The 26,394-nt window shown below is 69.1% G+C and carries 25 protein-coding genes and 1 pseudogene; 5 read left to right on the top strand and 21 right to left on the bottom strand.

What is annotated here, in order from left to right; translation table 11 throughout:
- The first annotated feature begins 32 nt into the window (after positions 1-32).
- A complete protein-coding gene (locus JGS39_RS19515) occupies positions 33-782 on the top strand; it encodes an ABC transporter permease (protein WP_219570467.1) in 750 nt (249 codons plus the stop codon).
- A 13-nt stretch (positions 783-795) separates the two neighbouring features.
- On the top strand, positions 796-1,368 hold the full coding sequence (locus tag JGS39_RS19510) for a cob(I)yrinic acid a,c-diamide adenosyltransferase (RefSeq protein ID WP_219570466.1): 573 nt from the start codon (positions 796-798) through the stop codon (positions 1,366-1,368).
- 25 nt (positions 1,369-1,393) lie between these two features.
- Here JGS39_RS19510 and JGS39_RS19505 read toward each other — a convergent pair whose 3' ends face one another.
- Positions 1,394-1,966, bottom strand: coding sequence for a hypothetical protein (locus JGS39_RS19505; RefSeq protein WP_219570465.1), 573 nt, complete (start codon positions 1,964-1,966; stop codon positions 1,394-1,396).
- Between the two features lie 151 nt (positions 1,967-2,117).
- Here JGS39_RS19505 and JGS39_RS19500 point away from each other — a divergent pair, with 151 nt between their 5' ends.
- The 3 genes from JGS39_RS19500 to JGS39_RS19490 all read left to right on the top strand — a co-directional run bounded on the left by JGS39_RS19500 (position 2,118) and on the right by JGS39_RS19490 (position 6,015).
- Positions 2,118-3,314, top strand: coding sequence for a sensor histidine kinase (locus JGS39_RS19500; RefSeq protein WP_219570464.1), 1,197 nt, complete (start codon positions 2,118-2,120; stop codon positions 3,312-3,314).
- On the top strand, positions 3,311-3,961 hold the full coding sequence (locus JGS39_RS19495) for a response regulator (RefSeq protein ID WP_219570463.1): 651 nt from the start codon (positions 3,311-3,313) through the stop codon (positions 3,959-3,961). Before JGS39_RS19500 ends, JGS39_RS19495 begins: the two co-directional genes overlap by 4 nt.
- A gap of 179 nt (positions 3,962-4,140) precedes the next feature.
- Positions 4,141-6,015 carry a glycoside hydrolase family 18 chitinase gene (locus JGS39_RS19490; RefSeq protein ID WP_219570462.1) on the top strand — a complete coding sequence of 625 codons (1,875 nt, stop codon included), beginning with the start codon at positions 4,141-4,143 and terminating at the stop codon, positions 6,013-6,015.
- Between the two features lie 97 nt (positions 6,016-6,112).
- Here JGS39_RS19490 and JGS39_RS19485 read toward each other — a convergent pair whose 3' ends face one another.
- The 20 genes and pseudogenes from JGS39_RS19485 to JGS39_RS19390 form a co-directional block, all read right to left on the bottom strand.
- Positions 6,113-6,559 (bottom strand): DUF2550 domain-containing protein, encoded by a 447-nt coding sequence (locus JGS39_RS19485; protein ID WP_219570469.1) that lies wholly within the window; start codon positions 6,557-6,559, stop codon positions 6,113-6,115.
- A 140-nt stretch (positions 6,560-6,699) separates the two neighbouring features.
- Entirely contained in the window at positions 6,700-7,074 is a 375-nt protein-coding gene (locus JGS39_RS19480; RefSeq protein ID WP_148020742.1) for a F0F1 ATP synthase subunit epsilon, read from the bottom strand.
- A gap of 109 nt (positions 7,075-7,183) precedes the next feature.
- Positions 7,184-8,626: a F0F1 ATP synthase subunit beta gene (gene atpD / locus JGS39_RS19475; RefSeq protein WP_136328753.1), complete on the bottom strand. Its 1,443-nt coding sequence runs from the start codon at positions 8,624-8,626 to the stop codon at positions 7,184-7,186.
- Positions 8,626-9,543, bottom strand: a complete 918-nt coding sequence (locus JGS39_RS19470; protein WP_219570461.1) for a F0F1 ATP synthase subunit gamma — start codon at positions 9,541-9,543, stop codon at positions 8,626-8,628. The genes atpD and JGS39_RS19470 overlap by 1 nt, the downstream gene beginning before the upstream one ends.
- A gap of 3 nt (positions 9,544-9,546) precedes the next feature.
- On the bottom strand, positions 9,547-11,118 hold the full coding sequence (gene atpA, locus JGS39_RS19465) for a F0F1 ATP synthase subunit alpha (RefSeq protein ID WP_219570460.1): 1,572 nt from the start codon (positions 11,116-11,118) through the stop codon (positions 9,547-9,549).
- A gap of 141 nt (positions 11,119-11,259) precedes the next feature.
- Positions 11,260-12,075, bottom strand: a complete 816-nt coding sequence (locus JGS39_RS19460; RefSeq protein WP_219570459.1) for a F0F1 ATP synthase subunit delta — start codon at positions 12,073-12,075, stop codon at positions 11,260-11,262.
- Positions 12,072-12,617 (bottom strand): F0F1 ATP synthase subunit B, encoded by a 546-nt coding sequence (locus JGS39_RS19455; protein ID WP_136328757.1) that lies wholly within the window; start codon positions 12,615-12,617, stop codon positions 12,072-12,074. The genes JGS39_RS19460 and JGS39_RS19455 overlap by 4 nt, the downstream gene beginning before the upstream one ends.
- 37 nt (positions 12,618-12,654) lie before the next feature.
- Positions 12,655-12,903, bottom strand: a complete 249-nt coding sequence (gene atpE / locus JGS39_RS19450; protein WP_018102636.1) for an ATP synthase F0 subunit C — start codon at positions 12,901-12,903, stop codon at positions 12,655-12,657.
- 67 nt (positions 12,904-12,970) lie between these two features.
- Positions 12,971-13,792 carry a F0F1 ATP synthase subunit A gene (atpB, locus tag JGS39_RS19445; RefSeq protein WP_148020738.1) on the bottom strand — a complete coding sequence of 274 codons (822 nt, stop codon included), beginning with the start codon at positions 13,790-13,792 and terminating at the stop codon, positions 12,971-12,973.
- Positions 13,793-14,018: 226 nt separating this feature from the next.
- Positions 14,019-14,456 (bottom strand): Cg1360 family ATP-synthase-associated protein, encoded by a 438-nt coding sequence (locus tag JGS39_RS19440; RefSeq protein WP_219570458.1) that lies wholly within the window; start codon positions 14,454-14,456, stop codon positions 14,019-14,021.
- A 259-nt stretch (positions 14,457-14,715) separates the two neighbouring features.
- Complete coding sequence (locus JGS39_RS19435; RefSeq protein WP_219570468.1) at positions 14,716-16,101, bottom strand: MraY family glycosyltransferase; 1,386 nt, start codon at positions 16,099-16,101, stop codon at positions 14,716-14,718.
- 116 nt (positions 16,102-16,217) lie between these two features.
- The gene (glyA, locus tag JGS39_RS19430; protein ID WP_219570457.1) at positions 16,218-17,480 is read right to left on the bottom strand and encodes a serine hydroxymethyltransferase; all 1,263 of its coding nucleotides are present in this window, start codon (positions 17,478-17,480) and stop codon (positions 16,218-16,220) included.
- A gap of 178 nt (positions 17,481-17,658) precedes the next feature.
- Entirely contained in the window at positions 17,659-18,300 is a 642-nt protein-coding gene (locus JGS39_RS19425; protein WP_219570456.1) for an arsenate reductase/protein-tyrosine-phosphatase family protein, read from the bottom strand.
- Entirely contained in the window at positions 18,297-18,944 is a 648-nt protein-coding gene (locus JGS39_RS19420) for an L-threonylcarbamoyladenylate synthase (RefSeq protein WP_148020733.1), read from the bottom strand. Before JGS39_RS19420 ends, JGS39_RS19425 begins: the two co-directional genes overlap by 4 nt.
- A 46-nt stretch (positions 18,945-18,990) precedes the next feature.
- Positions 18,991-19,836, bottom strand: a complete 846-nt coding sequence (gene prmC / locus JGS39_RS19415) for a peptide chain release factor N(5)-glutamine methyltransferase (RefSeq protein WP_148020732.1) — start codon at positions 19,834-19,836, stop codon at positions 18,991-18,993.
- A gap of 207 nt (positions 19,837-20,043) precedes the next feature.
- The gene (gene prfA, locus JGS39_RS19410; protein WP_219570455.1) at positions 20,044-21,120 is read right to left on the bottom strand and encodes a peptide chain release factor 1; all 1,077 of its coding nucleotides are present in this window, start codon (positions 21,118-21,120) and stop codon (positions 20,044-20,046) included.
- Between the two features lie 151 nt (positions 21,121-21,271).
- The gene (rpmE, locus tag JGS39_RS19405; protein ID WP_136328765.1) at positions 21,272-21,496 is read right to left on the bottom strand and encodes a 50S ribosomal protein L31; all 225 of its coding nucleotides are present in this window, start codon (positions 21,494-21,496) and stop codon (positions 21,272-21,274) included.
- A gap of 154 nt (positions 21,497-21,650) precedes the next feature.
- Entirely contained in the window at positions 21,651-22,754 is a 1,104-nt protein-coding gene (locus JGS39_RS19400) for an LCP family protein (RefSeq protein ID WP_219570454.1), read from the bottom strand.
- Positions 22,755-23,039: 285 nt separating this feature from the next.
- Complete coding sequence (rho, locus tag JGS39_RS19395; RefSeq protein WP_219570453.1) at positions 23,040-25,115, bottom strand: transcription termination factor Rho; 2,076 nt, start codon at positions 25,113-25,115, stop codon at positions 23,040-23,042.
- A gap of 386 nt (positions 25,116-25,501) precedes the next feature.
- Positions 25,502-26,071, bottom strand: a pseudogene (locus tag JGS39_RS19390) (homoserine kinase); the annotation flags it as partial.
- Positions 26,072-26,394: the final 323 nt, after the last annotated feature.

The raw sequence follows: 26,394 nt of genomic DNA, 5'->3' as shown, positions 1-26,394 counted from the left end.
TCGCCGTATAGCCCGACCCCCAGAGGATTCCGATGCTTTTCCACGACACCGCACTCGTCTTCGGGCGGTACGCCCGCCAGACCCTGCGCTCCCGGTTCCAGATCCTCTTCGGCATCCTCATGCCGCTGCTCTACCTGCTCTTCTTCGGCCCCCTGCTCACCAGTCTGCCGCTCGGTCCGGACGGTGACTCCTGGCAGGTGCTCGTCCCCGGACTGCTGCTCCAGCTGGGCCTGTTCGGTGCCTCGTTCGCCGGATTCGCCGTCATCATCGACAAGTCGACCGGGGTCATGGAGCGGATGCGGGTCACGCCGGTCAGCCGGACGGCGCTGCTTCTGGGCCGGGCCCTGCGCGATGCGCTGCTGTTCATGTTCCAGGCGGTGCTGCTGGTGCTCGTCGCCGTACTCATGGGGCTGCGCGCCCCGCTGCCCGGAGTGCTCATCGGCTTCGCCTTCGTCGGACTGCTGACGGTCTCGCTGGCCTCGCTCTCGTACGCACTGGCCATGAAGGTCGCCACACCGCAGGAGTTCGGGCCGGTGATCAACTCGCTCACCATGCCGGCCATGCTGCTCTCCGGGCTGATGCTGCCGATGACGCTGGGGCCGCGGTGGCTGGACGTGCTGTCGCACTTCACGCCGCTGCGCTACCTCGTGGACGCGGTGCGGGACGCGTACGTGGGCTCGTACGCCACCGCGCACATGCTGTACGGCGTCCTGGTCTCCCTCGGTTTCGCGGCTCTCGCCGTGACAGTGGGCACACGTGTCTTCAGGAGAGCGGGTGCGTAACTAGGCTGACCGCATGGTCAATCTGACACGTATCTACACCCGCACCGGCGACCGGGGCACCACCGCCCTCGGCGACATGAGCCGGACCGCCAAGACCGATCTGCGCATCTCCGCGTACGCCGACAGCAACGAGGCCAACGCGGTCATCGGTACGGCGATCGCGCTCGGGCAGCTGACCGACGACGTCGTGAAGGTCCTCGTCCGCGTGCAGAACGACCTGTTCGACGTGGGCGCGGACCTGTCGACGCCGGTCGTCGAGGAGCCGAAGTACCCGCCGCTGCGGGTCGAGCAGTTCTACGTCGACAAGCTGGAGGCGGACTGCGACCACTTCCTGGAGCAGGTGGAGAAGCTCCGCAGCTTCATCCTGCCGGGCGGTACCCCGGGCGCCGCGCTGCTGCACCAGGCGTGCACGGTGGTCCGGCGCGCGGAGCGTTCCACCTGGGCGGCGCTGGAGGTGCACGGCGAGGTCATGAACCCGCTGACGGCTACATACCTCAACCGGCTCTCGGACCTGTTGTTCATCCTCGCCAGGGTGGCGAACAAGGAGGTCGGCGACGTGCTGTGGGTGCCGGGCGGCGAACGCTGACCAACCGGCTCCGCCCGCGGCGTCCTCAGCCCGCGGGCGGGCCCGGCACGTGCTTCGCGTCGCCCTGCGGGTCCCGCTTCGGGAAGAGCGTGTAGCTCACCGCGATCACCAGGTTGATGCCGATCACGAACAGCATCGTCTGCTGCCACGACCGCAGTGAGGCCGTGTCCCCGTCTCCCCCGATGTACTGGACCGCCGCCTGCAGCAGGGCCAGCGCCGTTGCTGCGGCAACCGTCCACCGCCCGGCCACGCGCCACTCATGCGCGGCCCGCGCCATCCCGTACTTCGGCGGCTTCACCGGCGGCGGACCGCCGGCGAAACGGTGCGCGACCCGGGCGTCGACCCACTTGATCGTGGAGTGCCCGAGCCCGACGGTGAAGCCGATGTAGACCGCGGCCAGGCCGTGCTTCCAGTCCGGATCGGCGCCGTTCTTCAGGTCGACGGCCGTCACCACCAGCAGGACGACCTCCAGCAACGGCTCGCACAGCAGCACGGCGGCGCCCAGCCGCGGCTTCCCGGCCGCGTAACGCAGCGTGAGCCCGGCGGCCAGCAGCACCCAGAAGGCGATCTCGCAGAGAACGATCAGTGTGACGATCACGGTCCGATTCCTTTCGCTCCCTTCCAGCCTCGCGGCACCACCGCCCCGGAGCATCGGCCACGGTGACGAAACCCCACTGCATCCTTCGATGTAGTGGCGGCTCGCTCCCGGTACGGACGTGTGCCGCGCGTCCGGCGTGTTGGATGGGTGGGTGTTCCCTCCGGCCCGCCCCCACCGCCACGACGTCCTCATCGCCGTCATCGGACTGCTCGGCGGAGCGGTCCTGGACCTGCTCGGTCTGCACATGCAGAACGGGCGCCTCTTCGACGCTCCCTGGCTCGCGCTCGTCCCGCTCACCGTGATGTCGGGGGCGGAACTGCTGCGCCGGAGCGCTCCGCAGACGGCCCTGGTCATCGGCACGCTCGCGCTGGTCGCCGACCAGTTCACGCCCGGCAACCTGGCGACCGTGCTGATGTTCACCGACCTCATGTACGCGGCCGTGCTGTACGGGACCCCCGCGGCCGCCCGCCGGATCCCGGTGGTCACGTTCCTGATCACGGTCGCGGTCACGATCGGCTTCCTGGCCTGGTTCCGGGACGCCGAGGCGCTGCTCGTCGGGATCGTCACCGGGCTCGTCTCGTTCGTGCCCGCGCTCACCGGGGTCAGCGTGCGCAACCACCGCGACGCCGCGGAGACCGCCCGTCTGCGTGCCGATCAGACCGCCCTGCTGGCCGAGATGGACCGCACGCAGGCGGTGACCGCCGAACGCGCCCGGATGGCACGCGAACTGCACGACATGGTCGCCAACCACCTCTCCGCCATCGCCATCCACTCCACCGCGGCGCTCTCCATCGACGACCCGGCGACCTCCCGTGACGCGCTCGGAGTCATCCGGGAGAACAGCGTCGACGGTCTGGCCGAAATGCGCCGTCTGATCGGGCTGTTGCGCACCGGGGCGGCGGATCTGGAGCCGAGCAGCTCGCCCACTCTCGGCTCGCTGGACGCCCTCATCGAGCAGCATCGTACGAACGCCGCCTCCAGCGGGCTGGTCTGCGCCCTGGACGACACCCGCACCGATCCCGGCCGGCTGCCCGCACCGGTCGAACTCGCGGCGTACCGCATCGTCCAGGAGTCCCTCACCAACGCGCTCAAGCACGCCGCGCCCGGCCCGGTCACGGTACGGCTGGAGCAGACGGGAGAGCAGCTGACGGTGGAGGTGGGCAGCGTCCTCGGGGACCGGCCCGGGCCTCGGGCGCCGGGATCGGGGGCCGGACTGATCGGGATGCGGGAGCGGGTGGCGCTGCTCGGCGGGGAGTTCGAGGCAGGGCCCGTGTCCACCGGGGACGGGTCGAGGAGCTGGCAGGTACGGGCGCAACTGCCCGTGGGAGAAGGGAGCGTGGAGCGATGACCATCAGGGTTCTGATCGCCGAGGACCAGTCGGCCGTGCGGGCGGGGCTGGTCCTCATCCTGGGCAGCGTGCCGGACATCGAAGTCGTCGGCGAGGCCGGTGACGGGGAGGAGGCCGTCCGGCTGGCCCGCGAACTGCGCCCGGATCTGGTGCTGATGGACATCCAGATGCCCCGGCTGGACGGGGTGTCCGCGACGAGGCAGGTGGTGGCGGAGCGACTGGCGGACGTGCTGGTGCTGACGACGTTCGACCTGGACGAGTACGTGTTCGGGGCGCTGCGGGCCGGCGCTTCGGGCTTTCTGCTGAAGGACACCGAGGCGCGCGGGCTGCTCGACGCGGTCCGCACGGTGGCGCGCGGCGAGGGCCTGATCGCCCCGTCGGTGACGCGCCGGCTGATCGCGGAGTTCGCGGGGACAACGCCGCACGGCTCGTCGGAGGGTCCCGGCCGGGCGGTCCTGGACGCGCTCACCCGGCGCGAGCGCGAGGTGCTCGGATGCCTCGGGGAGGGGATGTCGAACGCCGAGATCGCGGTGCGGCTGTCCATGGCCGAGGCGACGGCGAAGACGCACGTCAGCCGCTTGCTGGGGAAGCTGGAGCTGCGCAGCAGGGTCCAGGCGGCGGTACTGGCACAGGAGTTGGGCGTCTGAGGTTTATCCGCACCCGACTCCGAACTTTGGTCTGGACCTCTTGACGATTGGTCCAGACCTTCCTAATCTCACCGAGCACACTGCGGTGAGCCCGCCATGACAAGGCGGGCTCAGGGCGGCGCAGGGTTTGCAGTCCACGGACCACCCCCGTTTGTCCGGACCTCACCCGAGGAGCACCGTTGAGCACTGAGACCCCCCGCCGGACCCGATTCAGATTCGGGGCCGGAAAAGCCACCAGATCCCGAGCAGTCGCGGGCCTCACCGCACTGCTCCTTCCACTCGCCGCGATGGTCGGCCTGGCCTCCCCCGCCGAGGCCGCCACCTCCGCCACCGCCACGTACCTCAAGAAGTCCGACTGGGGCAGCGGCTTCGAGGGCCAGTGGACGGTGAAGAACACCGGAACCACCTCCCTGTCCTCCTGGACCATCGAGTGGGACTTCCCCTCCGGCACCGCGGTCGGCTCCGCCTGGGACGCCACCGTCACCAGTTCCGGAACCCACTGGACCGCCAAGAACCTCGGCTGGAACGGCACGGTCGCCCCCGGGGCCAGCATCAGCTTCGGCTTCAACGGCACCGGCTCCGGCGCCCCCGCCGGCTGCAAGCTGAACGGCGCCTCCTGCGACGGCGGCAGCGTCCCGGGTGACAACGCCCCCTCGGCGCCCGGCACCCCCACCGCGAGCGCCGTCACCGACACCTCGGCGAAGCTGAGCTGGAGCGCCGCCACCGACGACCACGGCATCAAGAACTACGACGTCCTGCGGGACGGCGCCGTCGTCGCCACGGTCACCGGCCTCACGTACACGAACACCGGCCTCACCGCGGGTACCGACTACTCGTACACCGTCAAGGCCCGTGACACCGCGGACCAGACCGGACCGGTCAGCGGCGCGGTCAAGGTGCACACCACCGGCGGCGGGGGCACCGACCCCGGCCCGGGCGGCGACAAGATCAACCTCGGGTACTTCACCGACTGGGGCGTCTACGGCCGCAACTACCACGTCAAGAACCTGGACACCTCCGGTTCGGCCGCGAAGATCACGCACATCAACTACGCGTTCGGCAACGTCCAGGGCGGCAAGTGCACGATCGGTGACTCGTACGCCGACTACGACATGGTCTACACCGCGGACAAGTCCGTCGACGGCGTGGCCGACACCTGGGACCAGCCGCTGCGCGGCAGCTTCAACCAGCTGCGGAAGCTCAAGGCGAAGTACCCCCACATCAAGGTCCTGTGGTCCTTCGGCGGCTGGACCTGGTCCGGCGGCTTCGGCCAGGCGGCGCAGAACCCGGCCGCGTTCGCCCAGTCCTGCTACGACCTGGTCGAGGACCCCCGCTGGGCCGATGTCTTCGACGGCATCGACATCGACTGGGAGTACCCCAACGCCTGCGGTCTGACCTGTGACACCAGCGGCCCCGCCGCGCTGAAGAACATCACCACCGCGTTGCGTACGAAGTTCGGCAGCAGCAACCTGGTGACCGCCGCGATCACGGCCGACGGCTCCGAGGGCGGCAAGATCGACCTGGCCGACTACGCGGGCGCCGCGCAGTCGCTCAACTGGTACAACGTGATGACGTACGACTTCTTCGGCGCCTGGGCGGCCAAGGGCCCGACGGCCCCGCACTCCCCGCTGACCTCGTACAGCGGTATCCCGCAGGCCGGCTTCAACTCCGCCGACGCCATCGCCAAGCTGAAGGCCAAGGGCGTCCCCGCCTCGAAGCTGCTGCTCGGCATCGGCTTCTACGGCCGCGGCTGGACCGGCGTCACCCAGGCGGCACCGGGCGGCACGGCCACCGGCGCGGCGCCGGGTACGTACGAGGCGGGCATCGAGGACTACAAGGTCCTGAAGAACAGCTGCCCCGCCACCGGCACGATCGCCGGTACGGCGTACGCGCACTGTGGCACCAACTGGTGGAGCTACGACACCCCGGCGACGATCCAGTCGAAGATGGCCTGGGCGAACAGCCAGGGCCTGGGCGGGGCGTTCTTCTGGGAGTTCAGCGGTGACACCGCGAACGGTGAACTCGTGAGTGCGATGGACAACGGCCTCAACTAACCCCCACGAGGCAGTCGCACCCCGAAAAAGCGCCGGGGAGACAGGTCCGCCCCCTGTCTCCCCGGTTTTCGTGTGCTCTGCCGCAGGTACCGCGGCCTCAGGCCACGTTCACCCTCTGGCCGGGCGGTGCCGCCTCCAGCCAGGCGAGGAATCCGGTGAGGGCGTCCTCGGTCATCGCCAGCTCCAGGCGGGTCTCCCGGTGGAGACAGCCGAGCACGACGGCGTCGGAGAGAAGTGCGAGCTCCTCCTCGCCCTCGGGCAGCCGGCGGGCGACGACCTCGATCGAGGAGCGCTCCAGCACCCGGCGCGGGCGCGGGGAGTAGCTGAAGACCCGGAACCAGTTCACCTTGTCACCGCTGTACCGGGCGACTCCGTACACCCAGCCCTTGCCCGAGAGATCGGGCTCCTCCGGCACATTCCATCGCAGGCTGCAGTCGAAGGTCCCGCCGGAACGCTGAATCAGCCGCCGGCGCAGACCGAAGACGAAGAGCCCCAACAGGACCAGTGCGACGATCAGCCCGCCCACCCACAGCGCGAGGTACATCTCCACCGACCTCCTCGCGTCATCGAGTAAACGGATACCGCACGAACTTCACCTGCACCTGCATCGCCTCAGCCGCGACACGGTCTGGAGGGGTCTCCAGCTCGGGCCGCGGCTGAGGGTAAAGCCGTTTCGCGGGGTGACTAGTGCACCGCCACCGCACGCAGTCGCACATCGGCGCGGCGCTCGGCAGCGCTGTCCGTGTCCGACTTCGCACGCTCGAACGCACGCTCCGCGCGCTCGACGTCGATCTCGTCCGCCAGCTCGGCAATCTCCGCCAGCAGCGAGAGCTTGTCGTCGGCGAAGGAGATGAATCCACCGTGCACAGCGGCGACGACAGTGCCGCCTTCGCTCGTACGGATCGTCACCGGGCCCGATTCCAGCACACCCAGGAGCGGCTGGTGACCGGGCATGACGCCGATGTCGCCGGACGTGGTACGTGCGACAACGAGGGTGGCCTCGCCGGACCAGACACTGCGGTCCGCGGCGACCAGCTCGACATGCAGCTCAGCAGCCAAGGGTGGCTCCTCGGGTCACCACCCGGCGGTGATGCCGGGTGTTGGGTCAATTCTACGGGGCGTGGTGAGGGGGGCGGGACACACCCACCCCCCTCGGTGAGCCGGAGGCTCAGGAGACGCCGAGCTCCTTGGCGTTGGCCTTCAGGTCCTCGATGCCACCGCACATGAAGAACGCCTGCTCGGGGAAGTGGTCGTACTCCCCGTCACAGATCGCGTTGAACGCGGCGATCGACTCGTCGAGCGGAACGTCCGAACCGTCCAGGCCGGTGAACTGCTTGGCGGCGTGGGTGTTCTGCGACAGGAAGCGCTCGACGCGACGGGCACGGTGGACAACGAGCTTGTCCTCCTCGCCCAGCTCGTCGATACCGAGGATCGCGATGATGTCCTGGAGGTCCTTGTACTTCTGCAGGATCCCCTTGACACGGCTGGCCGTGTCGTAGTGGTCCTGCGCGATGTAGCGCGGGTCCAGGATGCGGGACGTGGAGTCCAGCGGGTCCACGGCCGGGTAGATGCCCTTCTCGGAGATCGGACGGGAGAGAACCGTCGTCGCGTCGAGGTGGGCGAACGTGGTGGCCGGGGCCGGGTCGGTCAGGTCGTCCGCGGGGACGTAGATCGCCTGCATCGAGGTGATCGAGTGACCACGCGTCGAGGTGATGCGCTCCTGGAGCACACCCATCTCGTCGGCCAGGGTCGGCTGGTAACCCACTGCGGACGGCATGCGGCCGAGCAGCGTGGAGACCTCGGAACCGGCCTGCGTGAAGCGGAAGATGTTGTCGATGAAGAGCAGCACGTCCTGCTTCTGCACATCGCGGAAGTACTCCGCCATGGTCAGGGCGGACAGGGCCACGCGAAGACGCGTGCCCGGCGGCTCGTCCATCTGGCCGAAGACCAGCGCGGTCTTCTCCAGAACGCCCGAGTCCGTCATCTCGTCGATGAGGTCGTTGCCCTCACGGGTGCGCTCACCGACGCCGGCGAACACCGACACACCGTCGTGCAGCTTCGCCACACGCATGATCATTTCCTGGATGAGGACCGTCTTGCCGACGCCCGCACCACCGAACAGACCGATCTTGCCGCCCTTGACGTACGGGGTCAGCAGGTCGACGACCTTCAGGCCGGTCTCGAACATCTCGGTCTTCGACTCGAGCTGGTCGAAGGCCGGGGCCTTGCGGTGGATCGGCCAGCGCTCGGTGATCTGAGCTTCGGCCTCCGGCTCGTTCAGGATCTGACCGAGGGTGTTGAACACCTTGCCCTTGGTGATGTCACCGACGGGAACGGTGATGCCCGCGCCCGTGTCGGTCACCGGGGCCTGGCGGACCAGACCGTCGGTGGGCTGCATCGAGATCGCGCGGACCACGCCGTCACCCAGGTGCTGGGCGACTTCGAGGGTCAGCGTCTTGCGAGCGCCGGCCTCGGCCGGGTCGTCGACCTCGACGTGCAGGGCGTTGTAGATCTCCGGCATCGCGTCGACGGGGAACTCCACGTCGACGACCGGGCCGATGACCCGGGCGACGCGGCCCGTGGCAGCGGCCGTCTCAACTGTCGTCGTCATTACTTGTCACTCCCCGCGGACGCGTCGGCCAGCGCACCTGCACCGCCGACGATCTCGCTGATTTCCTGGGTGATTTCGGCCTGGCGGGCCGCGTTGGCAAGCCGGGAGAGGCTCTTGATCAGGTCCCCGGCATTGTCGGTCGCCGACTTCATCGCGCGGCGGCGGGCGGCGTGCTCGGAAGCGGCAGCCTGCAGCAGTGCGTTGTAGATGCGGCTCTCGACGTAGCGCGGCAGAAGGGCGTCGAGGACGTCCTCCGCCGACGGCTCGAAGTCGAACAGGGGAAGGATCTCGTCCTTCTCCGTGCTCTCCTTCGCGACCTCGTCGATCGAGAGGGGCAGCATCCGGCCGTCGACCGCGTTCTGCGTCATCATCGACACGAACTCGGTGAAGACGATGTGCAGCTCGTCGACGCCGCCCTCGGCCGTGTCCTTCTGGATGGACTCGATCAGGGGCGCGGCGATCTTCTTGGCGTCCGCGTACTCCGGGCTGTCGGTGAAGCCGGTCCACGACTCCACGACCTTGCGCTCGCGGAAGCCGTAGTAGGCGACACCCTTACGGCCGACGATGTACGTGTCGACCTCCTTGCCCTCGGCCGCCAGCCGCTCCCGCAGCTTCTCCGCCGCCTTGATGGCGTTGGAGGAGTAGCCGCCGGCCAGACCGCGGTCGCTCGTGAGGAGCAGGACCGCGGCCCGGACCGGGGACTCGGCCTCGGTGGTGAGCGGGTGCCTGGTGTTGGAGCCGGTCGCCACCGCGGTCACCGCGCGGGTGAGCTCGGTGGCGTACGGCATCGACGCCGTCACCTTGCGCTGCGCCTTGACGATGCGCGAGGCGGCGATCATCTCCATCGCCTTGGTGATCTTCTTGGTCGCGGTGACGGCTTGGATGCGGCGCTTGTAAACGCGAAGCTGAGCGCCCATCGATCAGCCCTCGCCCAGGAGCTTGCCGTCCGAGGTCTCGAACTGCTGCTTGAAGGCGGCGATCGCGTCGGCGATCGACTGCAGCGTGTCGTCGGACATCTTGCCGCCCTCGGCGATGCTGGTCAGGAGGTCCTTGCGCTCACGGCGCAGGAACTCCAGCAGCTCGCTCTCGAAGCGGCGGATGTCCTCGACCGGGACGTCGTCCATCTTGCCCGTGGTGCCGGCCCAGACCGAGACGACCTGCTCCTCCATCGGGAACGGCGCGTACTGGGCCTGCTTCAGCAGCTCGACCATGCGCTTACCGCGCTCCAGCGACGCCTTGGAGGCCGCGTCCAGGTCGGAACCGAAGGCGGCGAACGCCTCCAGCTCACGGAACTGGGCGAGGTCCACGCGCAGTCGGCCGGAAACCTGCTTCATGGCCTTGTGCTGGGCGGAGCCACCGACTCGGGAGACCGAGATACCGACGTTGAGCGCCGGACGCTGACCCGCGTTGAACAGGTCGGACTCCAGGAAGCACTGGCCGTCGGTGATGGAGATGACGTTGGTCGGGATGAACGCCGACACGTCGTTCGCCTTGGTCTCGACGATCGGGAGGCCCGTCATCGAACCGGCGCCCATGTCGTCGGAGAGCTTGGCGCAACGCTCCAGCAGACGCGAGTGCAGGTAGAAGACGTCGCCCGGGTAGGCCTCACGGCCCGGCGGACGGCGCAGCAGAAGCGACACGGCGCGGTAGGCGTCGGCCTGCTTCGAAAGGTCGTCGAAGATGATCAGAACGTGCTTGCCGTCGTACATCCAGTGCTGGCCGATGGCCGAGCCGGTGTACGGCGCCAGGTACTTGAAGCCGGCCGGGTCGGACGCCGGGGCGGCGACGATGGTCGTGTACTCGAGCGCGCCGGCCTCTTCCAGGGCACCTCGCACGGAGGCGATGGTGGAGCCCTTCTGACCGATGGCGACGTAGATGCAGCGCACCTGCTTGTTCACATCGCCCGAGCGCCAGTTGTCGCGCTGGTTGATGATCGTGTCGACGGCCAGCGCGGTCTTACCCGTCTGACGGTCGCCGATGATCAGCTGACGCTGGCCGCGGCCGATCGGCACCATGGCGTCGACGGCCTTGTAGCCGGTCTGCATCGGCTCGTGCACCGACTTACGGACCATGACGCCAGGGGCCTGCAGTTCGAGGGCGCGACGGCCTTCGGTCGCGATCTCGCCGAGGCCGTCGATCGGGTTGCCGAGCGGGTCGACAACGCGGCCGAGGTAACCCTCGCCGACGCCGACGGAGAGCACCTCACCGGTGCGCTGCACCGGCTGGCCCTCCTCGATTCCGCTGAACTCGCCGAGGACGATCGCACCGATCTCGCGCTCTTCGAGGTTGAGGGCGAGACCGAGGGTTCCGTCCTCGAACTTCAGCAGTTCGTTCGCCATGGCGGAGGGCAGGCCCTCCACCTTCGCGATGCCGTCGCCGGCAACGCTGACCGTTCCGACCTCCTCGCGCGAGGCCGCGTCCGGCTGGTACGACTGGACAAAGTTCTCCAGTGCGTCCCGGATCTCCTCCGGCCGGATCGTGAGCTCCGCCATCTGGGTTCCCTGCTCTCCTTGTTGGGCCCGAAGTTTCTTAAGGGGGTCTGGGGGCCGACCCCCAGGAATCTTCTGCAATTTCTGCACGGCCCAACCGGGCCGCTGGTCTTGCTCTGTTTCTGTTTGGTACGTCGCGCTGCGTCAGCCGGCCATGCGACGGGTCGCCTCGTCGAGGCGCTCCGCGATGGTGCCGTTGATGACCTCGTCGCCGACCCGCACCACGATCCCGCCGAGGACCTCGGGGTCCACGTCCAGGCTCAGGTGCATCTGCCGGCCGTAGATCTTCGCCAGCGCGGCGCCGAGACGCTGCTTCTGCCGGTCACTGAGCGGCACGGCCGAGGTGACGACCGCCACCACGCGGTCCCGGCGGTCCGCGGCGAGCTTGGAAAGGGACTCGAGTCCCGCTTCCAGGCTACGTCCACGGGGCTGGGTGACAAGCCGCGTGACGATGCGCTCGGTGGTGGGCCGCGCCTTCCCGCCGAGCAGGCTGCGCAGCAGCTCGCCCTTGGCGGCGGGGGTCGCGGTCCGGCTGGTGAGCGCGGAGCGCAGCCCGGTGTCCGAGGCCACGATCCGGCCGAACCGGAACAGCTCGTCCTCGACGTCGTCGAGGTCTCCGCTGCGCTGGGCGGCGGTGAGGTCGGCGGTGTTCGCCAGCTCCTCGGTCGAGTCGACCAGGTCACGCGACTGCGACCAGCGCGAGCGGACCATGCCGGAGACCAGGTCGAGGGCTTCGCCGCCCACCTGGCCGCCCAGCAGCCGTCCGGCCAGCTCGGCCCTGGCCTCGCCGGCCTGCGCCGGGTCGGTCAGGACCCGGCGCAGCGACACCTCGCGGTGCAGCAGCGCCGTGACGCCGGCCAGGTCCTCGGCGAGCTTCGCCGCGTCGACCGACGTGTTGTCGGTCAGCGCGTCGAGACGCTCGCGTGCGGCAGCCAGTGCCTCGCGGCTCGCGCTGTTCATCGGACTGCCTCGGCCTTCGCCTCGAGCTCGTCGAGGAACCGGTCGACGGTGCCGCTCTGCCGGGCGTGGTCCTCGAGGGACTCGCCGACGAGCTTGCCGGCCAGGTCGGTGGCGAGCTTGCCCACGTCCTGACGCAGCGCCGAAGCAGCGGCCTTGCGGTCGGCCTCGATCTGGGCGTGGCCGGCAGCGACGATCTCCTCGCGCTGCCGCTGGCCTTCCGCCCTCATTTCCTGCAGGATCACGGCGCCCTGCTCCTGCGCCTCCTGGCGCAGACGAGCGGCTTCGTGGCGGGCCTCGGCGAGCTGAGCCTTGTACTGCTCAAGAACGCTCTGGGCCTCGGTCTGGGCCGCATCGGCCTTTTCGATACCGCCTTCGATGGCCTCGCGGCGCTCTTCCAGAACCTTGTTGATGTTCGGGAGGAGCTTCTTGGCGAGGAAGCCGAAGACGATGACGAAAGCGATGAGGCCAATGACGAGCTCAGGGATCGGCGGAATGAGCGGGTTTTCCGCTTCCTCCGCCGCGAGCTGAACCAGGGGGTTCACGTCAGTGCCTTCCGTCGAATGGGCTGTTCGCGACCGGTCAGGAGGTCGGGTAGACGAACGGCATGACCAGACCGATCAGGGCGAGCGCCTCACAGAAGGCGAAGCCGAGAATCTGGTTGGCGCGGATGAGACCGGCAGCCTCGGGCTGACGGGCGAGCGCCTGGGTGCCGTTACCGAAGATGATGCCGATGCCGACGCCGGGGCCGATCGCGGCGAGGCCGTAACCGATCGAGCCGAGGTTGCCCTTGATTTCGACGCCGGCGGCGAGGGTCTGGAGAGCGGACATGCCGGTTCTTCCTTCTCTTTCAATGTCCGGTGGGGGTTGGCCACCGGGTGCTTCAGGAGGTGGGTGCTCAGTGGCCCTTGGCGAGAGCGCCCTGGACGTAGCTGCAGGCCAGCAGCACGAACACATAGGCCTGGACAGCCTGGATGAAGAGCTCGAAGGCGGTCATCACGATGACCATCACGAACGACACGCCTGCGTAGGCGAAGCCGATGCCGTTGAGCAGGTACCAGCTGGCGATCGTGAAGAGCAGCAGGAGCGTGTGTCCCGCGAACATGTTCGCGAACAGTCGGACCGCGTGCGTGAACGGCCGGACCAGCAGGTTCGAGAAGAACTCGATGGTCATCGAGAGCGGCAGGACCCCGCCGAGGCTCTTGTCGTAGCCCGTGAAGTTCTTGAACGCTCCGACGAAACCGTGCTTCTTGAAGGTCAGGACGACCCACAGGATGTAGACGATCCCGGCGAGAGCCGCCGGATACGAAATGATCGCCGTCACGGGGAACTGGGCAACCGGAATGATGGACCAGAGGTTCATCATCCAGATGACGAAGAACAGGGAGACCATCAGCGGGACGTACTTCTCGCCGTCCTTCTTGCCGATCGTCTCGTAGACGATGCCGCGGCGGACGAAGTCGTACCCCGCCTCGGCCACCATCTGAAGCTTGCCGGGCACCAACTTCGGCTTACGGAAGGCGGCCCAGAAGAAGCCAACGATGATGACCGAGCCGAGCAGGGCCAGCAGCATCGTCTTGTTGAAGTACAAGTTGCTGTCCGCGTCGCCCCAGAGGGGCTCGAACAGGAACGAGTGCAGGCCGGGTGCCGGGAAACCACAACCGTCGAAGATGTGGCAATCGGTCTCGAAGGCGAGCACCTGTGTCGGGTCAGCACTCACCGCGGGCTCCTTCAGCGTGGCGCATAGGTACGGCAACCTCGTTGTGTCGGCGCGGCGCGCAGCCGCGGTTCGGCACTGGACTGGTGTTTCGGATGTGTGAGCGGCAGTCAGGCATTTGAGCCTCGCGATCGAGCAGGCGTCAGCTCACATGCCCGCGCCCGCAGTGCCGCAGTTGGAACCGGACGATAGCAGGGTCGCGAACCTGCACTTATTCCGCCCCTACCCTTCACGCTGCGGACCCGGGCTTTTTGGGCTTTTCGTCCTTGTCGGACTCGGGTTCCACGTAAAGGATCTTGGCCTTCATGTGCGCACGCGCCTGTGCGCCGATCCACACGAGTGTCGTCACGACCAGAGTGATCGCGAAGGCCTTCGGGTTGAACAGCGAGGTGTTCTTGAATACGGCGACGAAGATGAACAGCAGCAGGAGTTGCGCCGTGTACAGCGCGAGACCCATCGCCTGGAACAGGTGGGGCATGGACCGGGCGGTCCGTTGCAGGACCATCAGTCCGATCCCCATGAAGAGGATGACCACGATCGTCGCAACGATCGCGCCCAGGGCTCCCTTGCCACCGGCGACGCCAGCGCTGATCGCGGCGGCGACTGCGCCGGCGACAGCGGTGGGTACGGCGGTCTGGAGGAGAGTCCGGACGTCGTTGGACGGCATGGCGGCAGCTCCGCTTGCTGGGGGTGGGCAGTGTGTCGTCATGGACGAGCGTAGGCCCGGTCCGAGTCGATGCCTCGGGGCCAAGGGACCGTGCTACTCAGGTCCTTCGGCTCTGTCACCGGGTTCGTGAACGGTATCACAAACTATTTGATGAGGTCTTTACCTAGAAAGTGTGCTTGCTGTCACACGTGAGAGCTAATTAGCGCGTGTGAGCAAGGCAACTCAACGACTTGTCTGGTATTGCCCCTTGGCGCCCGAATCAACGACGCGTCGAATCGGCCTCACGCCGGTCCGCGAAGCGCGAACGGTGGCCGATCGCCGTCGCTCCGTTGACGCCGGACACCCCCGCGGCGATCGGGGCCTGCGGGGCGGCCTCGTGCCCATTCTGCCCCATCTGATCACCCAGGAGCGCCTGTTGGCTCTCCAGCTCCTGCGAGGACCCCGTCCCGGGTTCCGCCTCGCGCCGGCGTCGGCGGTACCGCGGCGGTACGAAGCGCTCCGCCCATCGCGGGGCGCGCGGGGTGAACCGGGGCATCAGCAGAAGGATCAGGCCGAGCGCGCTCAGCCCCACGATCAGGAGCACGATCCACATCGACGTCGAGTGCACCGAGTAGCCGACCGCGCCGAAGGCGATCAGGGCCGACCAGAAGTACATGATCAGCACCGACCGGCTGTGCGAATGGCCGATCTCCAGCAGCCGGTGGTGCAGATGGCCGCGGTCCGCGGCGAACGGCGACTGGCCGTTCCAGGTGCGCCGCACGATCGCCAGCACCAGGTCCGCCGCGGGGATGGCGATGATCGTCAGCGGCAGGAGCAGCGGGATGAAGACCGGCAGCATCGCGTGGGTCGCCTGCCGTTCGCTTCCCGCGAAGAGCTTCATCGCGTCCGGGTCGACCTGTCCGGTGACGGAGATCGCGCCGGCGGCGAGGACCAGACCGATCAGCATCGACCCGGAGTCCCCCATGAAGATCCGCGCGGGATGCATGTTGTGCGGCAGGAAGCCGAGGCACATGCCCATCAGGATCGCCGTGAAGAGCGTCGCGGGGGCCGCCGCCTCGATCCCGTACCCGTACCAGAGCCGGTAGGTGTAGAGGAAGAGCGCGGCTGCGGCGATGCACACCATGCCGGCCGCCAGGCCGTCCAGGCCGTCGACGAAATTGACCGCGTTGATGGTGATGACGACGAGCGCGACCGTCAGCAGCGTGCCCTGCCACTGGGTGAGCGGGACCGTGCCGACACCCGGGATCGGCAGCCACAGGATCGTCAGGCCCTGGAGCACCATGACCGCCGCGGCGATCATCTGCCCGCCGAGCTTGATCAGGGCGTCGATCTCGAACTTGTCGTCCAGGACGCCGATCAGCCAGATCAGGGCCGCTCCGGAGAGCAGCGCGCGCGGTTCGTTGGAGAGCTCGAAGACGCCGTCGAGGTTGGCCAGATGATCAGCGACGATCAGCCCGGCGCACAGCCCGCCGAACATGGCGATGCCGCCGAGCCTCGGTGTCGGTTCGCGGTGGACGTCGCGCGCACGGATCGCGGGCATCGCCCCGACCGCGATGGCGAACTTACGCACCGGGCCGGTGAGCAGATACGTCACCGCGGCCGTGACACAGAGCGTCAGCAGGTAATCACGCACGGGCTGCCCCAGAAATATCGCCGGCCATCTCAGCCCACACTGTAGCTACGTCGGCCTCATGGTTGAGGACACGCAGGCCCCCGCGGTGGTTGCACAGGCTGCCACCACTGCGGACATCATGGGCTATTTCACCCCGGGTAGGGCGGATGTTGTGCCGCCATCTCCCGCACCTCCGCCGCCACATCGGCCTCCTCGCGCACCGCGGACCCCATCAGCACCGCGAGGCGGGCCATGTCGGTGTCGTCCATGCCCTGGGTGGTGACGGCCGCGGTGCCGAGCCTGATGCCGCGGGCGTCCCCGTACGGCAGAGCGCAGGTGTCCAGCACCAGGCCGGCCGCGGCCAGCCTGGTCCGGGCGGTGGGACCGTCGACGCCGAGCGGGGCCGGGTCGGCGACGATCAGGTGGGTGTCGGTGCCCCCGGTCGTGACGTCGAAGCCTTCCGCCTCCAGGCCGGCCGCCAGGACCCGGGCGTGGTTGACGACCTGGTGGGCGTACGCCGCGAACGCGGGCGCGGCCGCCTCGCCGAACGCGACGGCCTTCGCCGCCACCGTGTGCATCTGGGCGCCGCCCTGGGTGAACGGGAAGACGGCCCGGTCGATCCGCTCCGCCAGCTCCGCGCCGCACAGGATCATGCCGCCGCGCGGCCCTCGCAGCACCTTGTGCGTGGTGGCGCAGACCACGTCCGCGTACGGCACGGGGTTCGGCGCCGCTCCCCCGGCGATCAGTCCCATCGGATGTGCGGAGTCGGCGATGAGGTACGCGCCCACCTCGTCGCAGATCTCCCGGAACAGCTCGTGGTCGGGGTGACGGGGATAGGAGATCGACCCGCTGACGATCGCCTTGGGCCGGTGCGTGCGGGCCAGGGTGCGGACCTGGTCGTAGTCGATCAGGCCGCTCTCGGAGTCCACCCCGTACCCGATGAACTCGAACCAGCGGCCGGAGAAGTTGGCGGGCGAGCCGTGCGTCAGGTGGCCGCCGTACGGGAGTCCCATCGCGAGGACCGTGTCGCCGGGCCGCAGCAGCGCCGCGTACGCCGCGAGGACGGCCGAGGATCCGGAGTGGGGCTGCACATTGGCGTGCTCGGCGCCGAAGAGCGCGGTGGCACGGCGGATCGCGATGCGTTCGGCCGCGTCCGCCTGCTCGCAGCCGCCGTGGTGGCGGGCGCCGGGGTACCCCTCGGCGTACTTGTTGGCGAGCGGGGAGCCGAGGGCGGCCAGGACGGCGGGTGAGGTGAAGTTCTCCGCCGCGGTCAGCTGGAGGGTCCCGGACTGCCGGTGGAGCTCTCCCACCAGGACGTCGGCGACCTCCGGATCCTCCCGGAGCAGGGCGTCGAAGTCCTGCGGCATGGTGGCGGCGGCAGAGGGTGCGGCAGCAGCAGTGGTGACCGGCATCGGGGGCTCCGGGCCTGGGGAGAGGTGACGCCCGGCGGTGACGTCAGCTCCAATGTAGGCCCGGGGCGGGGCCGCTGCCCGCTGTCGTGAGCCGTGGCGCACCCGCCCGGCCTATTCGGAGGCCCGGCCCTCGGTGTAAGGCCCTCAGAGCGGCGCGGACAGCCTTGCGGGCGTCACTTCAGCGCGGCGCCGAGACGCCCGTCAGCGCGGTGACGACCGGGTCCAGGGCCTGGTTGATCTCGTCGCCGACGGACCGGAAGAAGGTGATGGGGGCGCCGTACGGGTCGTAGACCTCGTCGGCCTCGGCGGTCGGGGCCAGCAGCCAGCCGCGCAGCGCGGCGGCCGCCCGGACCAGGGCGCGGGCGCGCTCGACGACGCCCTCGTCGCTCGCGTCGGGCAGCGTCGCGGGGTCTATCGCCCGGACCAGCCGGGTGAATTCCTTGAGCGTGAAGGTGCGCAGTCCGGCCGAGTGGCCCATCGAGATCACCTGGGCCCGGTGGTCGCGGGTGGCGGTGAGCACCAGGTCGGCGCGGATCACGTGCTCGTCGAGCAGTTCGCGGCCGACGAACCCGGTGGCGTCGGCGCCGAAGTCGGCGAGGACCACCTCCGCGTTCGCCTCCATCGGGGCACCCTCGTGCCCCCAGGTGCCCGCGCTCTCCACGATCAGCCCGCCCTGGAGCGGGTCGCCCAGGCGGTCCACGAGGGCATGCCGCGTCAGCCGCTCGGTGATCGGTGAGCGGCAGACGTTGCCGGTGCTGACGTGGAGGATGCGGAAGGTGTCGGTCTGCCCCGCTATGCCACGCCCCTCAGGGGCGGTCAATTGGCCACCTCGAGGTCGGGTACCACCTTGCGCAGCTCCTCCGCGGAGAGCGCACCGGCGCGCAGCAGGACCGGCACCTTGCCGGTGACGTCGACGATCGAGGACGGGACGATGCCCGGGGTCGGGCCCCCGTCCAGGTACACGGACACGGAGTCGCCGAGCATCTCCTGGGCGGCGTCGCAGTCCTCGGGCGAGGGGTGTCCGGTGAGGTTGGCGCTGGAGACGGCCATCGGGCCGACCTCCGTGAGCAGCTCGATGGCGACCGGGTGCAGCGGCATCCGGATGGCGACGGTGCCGCGGGTGTCGCCGAGGTCCCACTGGAGCGACGGCTGGTGCTTGGCGACGAGCGTGAGCGCGCCCGGCCAGAACGCGTCCACCAGCTCCCACGCCTGCTCCGAGAAGTCGGTGACCAGGCCGTGCAGGGTGTTCGGCGAGCCGATGAGGACGGGCGTCGGCATGTTGCGGCCGCGGCCCTTGGCCTCCAGGAGGTCGACGACGCCCTCGGAACTGAAGGCGTCCGCACCGATCCCGTACACGGTGTCGGTGGGCAGCACGACCAGTTCGCCGCGGCGGACGGCGGACGCGGCCTCGCGCAGACCAGTCGTACGGTCCGTGGCGTCGTTGCAGTCGTATCGCCGTGCCATCAGCCGGCCTCCTCAAGCATGTACGGGTAGGGGTGGTTTCCTCCGGTCACGGCATGGCCTTGCGGGCCGTGGCGAACCGGGGGCGCCTGTTGAGGTCGGGGTGGTCGGCCGCGTCGGCCCAGCCACGCTCCTCGGTGAAGATCCACGGCACCTGGCCGCCCTGGGTGTCGGCGTGCTCGATGACGACGAGGCCACCGGGACGCAGCAGGCGGTGGGCGGTGCGCTCGATGCCGCGGATGGTGTCGAGGCCGTCCTCGCCGGAGAAGAGGGCCATCTCCGGATCGTGGTCGCGGGCCTCGGGGGCCACGTACTCCCATTCGGTGAGCGGGATGTACGGCGGGTTGGAGATGACCAGGTCGACCTGGCCGTCGAGCTCGGGAAGGGCCGTCAGGGCGTCTCCGCGGTGCACGGTGACCCTGGACTCCTCGGCGTTCTTCCTGGTCCATTTGAGGGCGTCCTCGGACAGCTCCACGGCGTGCACGCGCGAGCGCGGCACCTCCTGGGCCATGGCGAGGGCGATGGCGCCCGATCCGGTGCAGAGATCGACGATCAGCGGCTCGACGACGTCCATCGCGCGGACGGCGTCTATCGCCCAGCCGACGACCGACTCGGTCTCCGGCCGGGGCACGAAGACTCCGGGTCCGACCTGGAGCTCCAGGTAGCGGAAGAAGGCACGGCCGGTGATGTGCTGGAGCGGTTCGCGGGCCTCGCGCCGGGCGATGGTCTCCCAGTAGCGGGCGTCGAAGTCGGCGTCCGGCACGTTGTGCAGCTCGCCCCGCTTGACGCCGTGCACGAACGCGGCGAGTTCCTCCGCGTCGAATCGCGGTGAAGGGACACCGGCGTCGGCCAGCCGCTGGGTGGCCTGGGCCACCTCGGCGAGCAGCAGGTTCATCGCGGTTCTCCGTACGGGTTACGAGCGGGGCGGTGGGGCTCGGGGCTCAGGGCGACCGTCACGTGGGGTGCGGCGTCGCGGGGCTGGGCACGCGGATCTGCGGCGTTGTCGTCAATCACAAGGGCTCCGCCATTGCTCAATCCTCCGCCTTGCAGCTGCACGCACCCAGCCCCGCTCCTTCTTCCACCCCCCATGTGCCGGTCGCCCTTATGCGGCGGCGAGCTTGGCTGCGGAGTCGGCGTCGACACAGGCCTGGATCACGGCGTCCAGGTCCCCGTCGAGCACCTGGTCCAAGTTGTACGCCTTGAAGCCGACGCGGTGGTCCGAGATGCGGTTTTCCGGGAAGTTGTACGTACGGATCTTCTCGGAGCGGTCGACCGTGCGCACCTGGCTGCGGCGTACGTCGGACGCTTCCTGCTCGGCGGCTTCCTGGGCCGCGGCGAGAAGCCTCGACCGCAGGATACGCATGGCCTGCTCCTTGTTCTGGAGCTGGCTCTTCTCGTTCTGGCAGGAGGCGACGACACCGGTGGGCAGGTGCGTGATGCGGACGGCGGAGTCCGTGGTGTTGACGGACTGGCCGCCGGGGCCGGAGGAGCGGTACACGTCGATACGGAGATCGTTGGCGTGGATCTCGACGTCGACCTCCTCGGCCTCGGGCGTGACGAGCACACCGGCGGCGGAGGTGTGGATGCGGCCCTGGGACTCGGTGGAGGGCACGCGCTGCACACGGTGCACGCCGCCCTCGTACTTCATCCGGGCCCAGACGCCCTGGCCGGGCTCGGTGGCCCCGTTGCCGCCCTTGGTCTTCACGGCGACCTGGACGTCCTTGTAGCCGCCGAGCTCGGACTCGGTGGAGTCGATGATCTCGGTCTTCCAGCCGACGCGCTCGGCGTAGCGCAGGTACATGCGCAGCAGATCACCGGCGAACAGGGCGGACTCGTCGCCGCCCGCGCCCGCCTTGATCTCCAGGAGCACGTCCTTGTCGTCACTGGGGTCACGGGGTACGAGCAGGAGGCGGAGCTTCTCGGTGAGCTCCTCGCGCTCCTTCTCCAGGTCCTTGACCTCGGCGGCGAAGTCGGGGTCGTCGGCGGCGAACTCGCGGGCCGTCACGATGTCGTCGCCGGTCTGCTTCCAGGAGCGGTACGTGGCGACGATCGGGGTCAGCTCGGCGTAGCGCTTGTTGAGCTTGCGCGCGTTGGCCTGGTCGGCGTGGACCGACGGGTCCGCGAGCTTCTTCTCGAGATCGGACTGTTCGCCGATCAGTTCCTCGACCGCCTCGAACATCTTCGGGCTCCTGGTTTCTTCGATCGTCGTGCCTGCCGGCCGGCGGGTGCCTGCCGGGCGGGACTACGGAGTCGCCGTCGTCCCGGCCGGAAAAAAACGCCGGTCCCGGCGCCCCCGGGAAGAGGGCGCCAAGGACCGGCGCAGTGGCTCGCTACTTGCTGGCGGAGCCGGCGGCCTTGCCGAAGCGGGCCTCGAAGCGGGCCACGCGGCCACCGGTGTCGAGGATCTTCTGCTTGCCCGTGTAGAACGGGTGGCACTCGGAGCAGACGTCGGCACGGATGGCGCCGCTGTCCAGAGTCGACCGGGTGGTGAACGACGCGCCACAGGTGCAGCTGACCTGCGTCTCGACGTACTGGGGGTGAATGTCGCGCTTCAAGGGTTTCTCCTAGGTTCGGGAGGGCGCCGGGTCGTACGCGCGGATTGCGCGTCCGTGAACCGGGGCCGACGTACCAGTCTGCCAGGACTGGCCGTATCTCCCAAAACGGGGGTCGGCCGCCTGCTATTCCCGCTGCCGGTCGCGGGCGGGTCCGTCACTGCACGATCTGCCCGGCGTCGCCCTTGTCGCCCGCCGACTTCTCGGTGGCGGAGGCGGGGATCGGCCGGTCGTGGAGGAGCGCCTGCCACACCTGCTTGCCGGCCTCCTCCTGCGGGATGACGCGGTTCGGGTCTGCCGGGTCGTACTCGACGGGCAGGGTCACCATGTGGACGTCGTCCGAGCCGAGCCCCTTCAGGCCGCTCGCGAAGGACGCGAGTTCCTTGACCGAGCCGAGGTCGGAGTCGGTGGTGATGGCCTTGGTCGCGGTGTCCGCGATGCCGTACAGCTTGGTGCCGTTGAGGATGCCCACGCTCTTGGCCTGCTCCATCAGCGCCTTGATGAATGCCTGCTGGAGCTGGATGCGGCCGAGGTCGCTGCCGTCGCCGACACTCTTGCGGGTGCGGACGAGGCCGAGCGACTCCTCGCCGTTCAGGGTGTGGGTCCCGGGTTCGAGGTTCAGATGGCTCTTGGAGTCGTTGATCGCCTGCTTGGTGGTGATCTCGACGCCGCCGAGCCGGTCGACCAGCTTCTTGAATCCGGTGAAGTCGACCTCGATGTAGTGGTCCATGCGGATCCCGGACATCGACTCGACGGTCTTGACCGCGCAGGCCGGTCCGCCGACCTCGTACGCCGTGTTGAACATCGCCCGCTGTTCCCCGGCGACGGCCTGTCCGCTCTCGTCGCCGGTGCACTCGGGCCGGGTGACGAGGGTGTCGCGCGGGATGGAGACGACGCTCGCCGTCCTGTGGCCCTTGTTGACGTGCACCACCATCGCGGTGTCCGAGCGGGCGCCGCCCTGGTCCTCGCCGTACTGCGCGTTGGCGCCGGACCGGGAGTCCGAACCGAGGACGAGGATGTCCTCGGAACCGTTGTCGACGTTGTCGGGGCGGTCCTTGCCCAGCGCGTTGTTGATGTCGACGGCCTTGAGATTGCCGTTGAGGTGGAAGTAGGCGTAGCCGAGGCCGGATCCGCCGACGACGACGAGGCCGGCCAGACTCCACGCGGCTATGACGGTCGCCCTGCGGCGGCGGGACGGCTTCCTCCGGCGTTTGCCGGTGGCCCGTATTCGGCTGCTGCTCCCGCTCTGGTCGTCGCTCATCCGTCTCCTCGTTCCTCGGCTGCTCCCGGCTACCCCCTGCAATGGTGTGCGGGTCCGTATGCCGCTTTGTCACCCATGGCGTCACGCGTGGTGTCGCTCTTGGTCACGACGCGGCGGCGACAAGAAGGGTTGCACAGGGTCCTGTGGCCTCCGGGCGGGCCCGGGGCGGGTTCACGGAGTACGGGAACAACCGGTCACCCGGCGCTCACCTGCGGTTTCTTGCCTGCTACAGGCAACGGGCGTGGCCGTGCGGCCCACCGGCTGTGTACTGCCGACGGGCTGCGACTAGTCGTTGTTGCCCGGAGCCGGCGTCGTCTTCTGGATCTGGAGCAGGAACTCCGCGTTGGACTGGGTCTTCTTCATCCGGTCCAGGAGGAGCTCGATCGCCTGCTGCTGGTCCAGCGCGTGGAGCACCCGGCGCAGCTTCCAGACAATCGCCAACTCGTCGCTGCCGAGCAGGATTTCTTCCTTACGGGTGCTGGACGCGTCGACGTCCACCGCCGGGAAGATGCGCTTGTCGGAGAGCTTGCGGTCGAGCTTGAGCTCCATGTTGCCGGTGCCCTTGAACTCCTCGAAGATCACCTCGTCCATGCGCGAGCCGGTCTCGACGAGCGCGGTGGCCAGGATGGTCAGCGAACCGCCGTCCTCGATGTTGCGCGCCGCACCGAAGAAGCGCTTCGGCGGGTAGAGCGCGGTCGAGTCGACACCACCGGACAGGATGCGTCCGGAGGCCGGGGCGGCGAGGTTGTACGCGCGTCCCAGACGGGTGATCGAGTCCAGCAGGACGACCACGTCGTGACCCAGCTCGACGAGACGCTTGGCGCGCTCGATGGCCAGCTCGGCGACGGTGGTGTGGTCCTCGGCGGGACGGTCGAAGGTCGAGGAGATGACCTCGCCCTTCACCGACCGCTGCATGTCGGTGACCTCTTCCGGACGCTCGTCGACCAGGACGACCATCAGGTGGCACTCGGGGCTGTTGACCGTGATCGCGTTGGCGATCGCCTGGAGGATCATGGTCTTACCGGTCTTCGGCGGGGCCACGATCAGGCCTCGCTGGCCCTTGCCGATGGGGGCGACCAGGTCGATGATCCGCGTCGTCAGGATGTTGGAGTCGGTCTCCAGACGGAGCCGGTCCTGCGGGTAGAGCGGCGTCAGCTTCTGGAACTCCGGGCGGCCGCGGCCGGTTTCGGGCGCCATGCCGTTGACCGAGTCGAGGCGGACCAGCGCGTTGAACTTCTCGCGGCGCTCGCCGTCCTTGGGCTGGCGCACGGCGCCGGTGACGTGGTCACCCTTGCGCAGGCCGTTCTTGCGGACCTGGGCGAGCGAGACGTACACGTCGTTCGGGCCCGGCAGGTAGCCGGAGGTCCGGATGAACGCGTAGTTGTCGAGGATGTCCAGGATGCCCGCGACGGGGATCAGGACGTCGTCGTCGGTGACCGGCGGTGCGTCGCTCGCGAAGTCGTCACGGCCACGACGGCCGCGGCGGTCGCGGTAGCGGCCCCGGCGGCCACGACGGCCGCCCTCGTCGTCGAAGTCGTCCTGCGGTCCGCCGCCGCCCTGCTGGCCCTGGCTCTGCCCCTGACCGCCCTGGCCGCCGCCCTGACCGCCCTGACCGCCCTGGCCGCCGCCCTGACGCTGACGCTGGCCGCCCTGGCCGCCGCCCTGCTCGTCGCCCTTGCCGCGACGGTCGCGCTGACGCTCACGGCGCTCGCCGCGTTCGCCCCGCTCACCGCGCTGGCCGCGGTCCTGGCGCTCGCCACGGCGGCCTTCGGCGTTGTCCGCGGCGGCTTCGGCCTTGGACTCGGAACGGTCCTCGGCAGGGGCCTCGTGCTTCGGCTCGTCCTGCGTGCGGTCCTTGGCCTGCGCCTTGGTGTCCGCCTTGCTGTCCGGGCTGCCCGCCTGCGCGGTCGCACGGCGCCGACGACGCTCGCCCGTGGGCTGGTCGTCGCTGGCCGGCTGACCGGGGATGTCGATCTGCTGCTGGGCCGTGGCCTTCTCGGCGGGTGCGGCGGCCGGGGTCTCGCCCCCGGCGCCGGTGCGCGCCTTGGAGGTGGCCCGGCGCTTCGGCTTGGTCTCCGCCTCTTCGGCGGGGGCCGCGGCGGCCTTGGCCTTGGGCGCGGAGGAGCCGCCGGCCTGGGTCTCCTTGATGACCTCGATCAGCTGGCTCTTGCGCATCCGCGCAGTGCCCTTGATACCGAGGCCGGACGCGACCTGCTGCAGCTCGGCCAGGACCATGCCGTCAAGGCCGGTGCCGGAGCGGCGGCGCCGTGCGGTGGTGCCAGTGGCAGCACCTTCGGCGGGCGCGGCGCTGTCGACGTTCTTGTCGGCAGTCACGCCCATCAGATCGGTGGTGTCGCTCACGAAGGGTCCTTCCCTGGAGCGGACGTCGGCCTTCTGGCTCGGCGACCGGTTGTGCTGTCCGACTGCGGTCTACGGTGCCGACCGTGCCGGGGCGGTGGTCCGCCGGATAGGTGCGGCGGAGAGATGAACGTGTGCATGGGCCCGGCGCGAGCATCCCCCTGCTCGGCCCACTCCTGGACAAGCGAGGGGTGTCGTGCCGGTTCCGGAGCGTGCTCGAAACTGCTCAGGCAGGCTGCTCAGGCAGTTGGGGAGGCTCCCGGAAGAAAAGGTGGTCCCGGAAAGGGACACGAAGCAACGCGCCACATAGACGTCGATTGCAGACTTGAGGTTAACACTACCGGCTCCAACAAACATTCCCCCTCTCACTCACCGGCAATCACTTCTCGCTAAGGCGCGAGCGGCAGCACGCTCGCACCCTGGGCGTCGAGAGCGAGCCGGTCGGCCGCCCATCCCTCGCCCGCCAGTCGTGCGACCTTGTCGGCCGCACCGTCCTCGGCCAGCGCCAGCACGGTCGGCCCGGCACCGGAGATCACCGCGGGTACGCCGTCGGCGCGCAGCCGGTTGACGAGTTCCACGCTCTGCGTCATCGCCGGTGCGCGGTACTCCTGGTGGAGCCGGTCCTCGGTGGCCGTGAGCAGCAGCTCGGGGCGCCTGGTCAGGGCCTCGACGAGCAGCGCGGCGCGGCCGGCGTTGAAGGCGGCGTCGACGTGCGGGACGGTACGCGGCAGCAGTCCGCGGGCGGTCTCGGTGAGTACCGGCTTGCCGGGAACGAAAACCACCGGAACGATGGAATCCGCGGGATCCATCCTGATGGCGCGGGCCGATCCGCCATCCATCCACGCGAGCGTGAATCCGCCCAGCAGGCAGGCCGCGACGTTGTCGGGGTGGCCCTCGATCTCGGTGGCGAGCTCCAGCAGGGCCGCGTCGTCGAGCCGGGCGTCGCCGCCGGTCGTCACGTCGGAAGGCGGGACCGGCCATCGCTCTGACGACTCTCCTTGTGAGGCGGCGGGGAATGCGAGGAGCTGCGGGGTCTTCAGGGGCTCGCGCGGCTCTTCGGGTTCTGCTCTGTACAGGCTCTTCGTTGTGTTTCTGAACGAACTATTCGTGTTGTGCTTCTGTGCGGCTCTTCGGGATTCTGCTGGGCTCGGGGTTTTCCGGGTGGGGATTCTTCGGGGCGCGTGCGGCAGCGGGTACGGCCCTGATCCCGGGAATGAACCGACGGCCGCAACGGCCCGAGCACCCCGGCTCATACGGCGGGGCGGGTTGGGTACAGCTTATC

The organism is Streptomyces poriferorum (assembly GCF_019399235.1).
Classification (GTDB): domain Bacteria; phylum Actinomycetota; class Actinomycetes; order Streptomycetales; family Streptomycetaceae; genus Streptomyces; species Streptomyces poriferorum.
Note: the sequence above shows the minus strand (reverse complement) of the source record. Positions and strands in the feature narration are given on the sequence as shown.

Bases quoted from the DNA above. Each gene is read 5' to 3' on its own strand.
- JGS39_RS19515 (WP_219570467.1), top strand. From the start codon at position 33: ATGCTTTTCCACGACACCGCACTCGTCTTCGGGCGGTACGCCCGCCAG.
- JGS39_RS19510 (WP_219570466.1), top strand. From the start codon at position 796: ATGGTCAATCTGACACGTATCTACACCCGCACCGGCGACCGGGGCACC.
- JGS39_RS19495 (WP_219570463.1), top strand. From the start codon at position 3,311: ATGACCATCAGGGTTCTGATCGCCGAGGACCAGTCGGCCGTGCGGGCG.
- JGS39_RS19485 (WP_219570469.1), bottom strand. From the start codon at position 6,559: ATGTACCTCGCGCTGTGGGTGGGCGGGCTGATCGTCGCACTGGTCCTG.
- atpD (WP_136328753.1), bottom strand. From the start codon at position 8,626: ATGACGACGACAGTTGAGACGGCCGCTGCCACGGGCCGCGTCGCCCGG.
- JGS39_RS19470 (WP_219570461.1), bottom strand. From the start codon at position 9,543: ATGGGCGCTCAGCTTCGCGTTTACAAGCGCCGCATCCAAGCCGTCACC.
- atpA (WP_219570460.1), bottom strand. From the start codon at position 11,118: ATGGCGGAGCTCACGATCCGGCCGGAGGAGATCCGGGACGCACTGGAG.
- JGS39_RS19460 (WP_219570459.1), bottom strand. From the start codon at position 12,075: ATGAACAGCGCGAGCCGCGAGGCACTGGCTGCCGCACGCGAGCGTCTC.
- atpE (WP_018102636.1), bottom strand. From the start codon at position 12,903: ATGTCCGCTCTCCAGACCCTCGCCGCCGGCGTCGAAATCAAGGGCAAC.
- JGS39_RS19440 (WP_219570458.1), bottom strand. From the start codon at position 14,456: ATGCCGTCCAACGACGTCCGGACTCTCCTCCAGACCGCCGTACCCACC.
- glyA (WP_219570457.1), bottom strand. From the start codon at position 17,480: ATGCCGGTCACCACTGCTGCTGCCGCACCCTCTGCCGCCGCCACCATG.
- JGS39_RS19420 (WP_148020733.1), bottom strand. From the start codon at position 18,944: ATGGCACGGCGATACGACTGCAACGACGCCACGGACCGTACGACTGGT.
- prmC (WP_148020732.1), bottom strand. From the start codon at position 19,836: ATGAACCTGCTGCTCGCCGAGGTGGCCCAGGCCACCCAGCGGCTGGCC.
- prfA (WP_219570455.1), bottom strand. From the start codon at position 21,120: ATGTTCGAGGCGGTCGAGGAACTGATCGGCGAACAGTCCGATCTCGAG.
- JGS39_RS19400 (WP_219570454.1), bottom strand. From the start codon at position 22,754: ATGAGCGACGACCAGAGCGGGAGCAGCAGCCGAATACGGGCCACCGGC.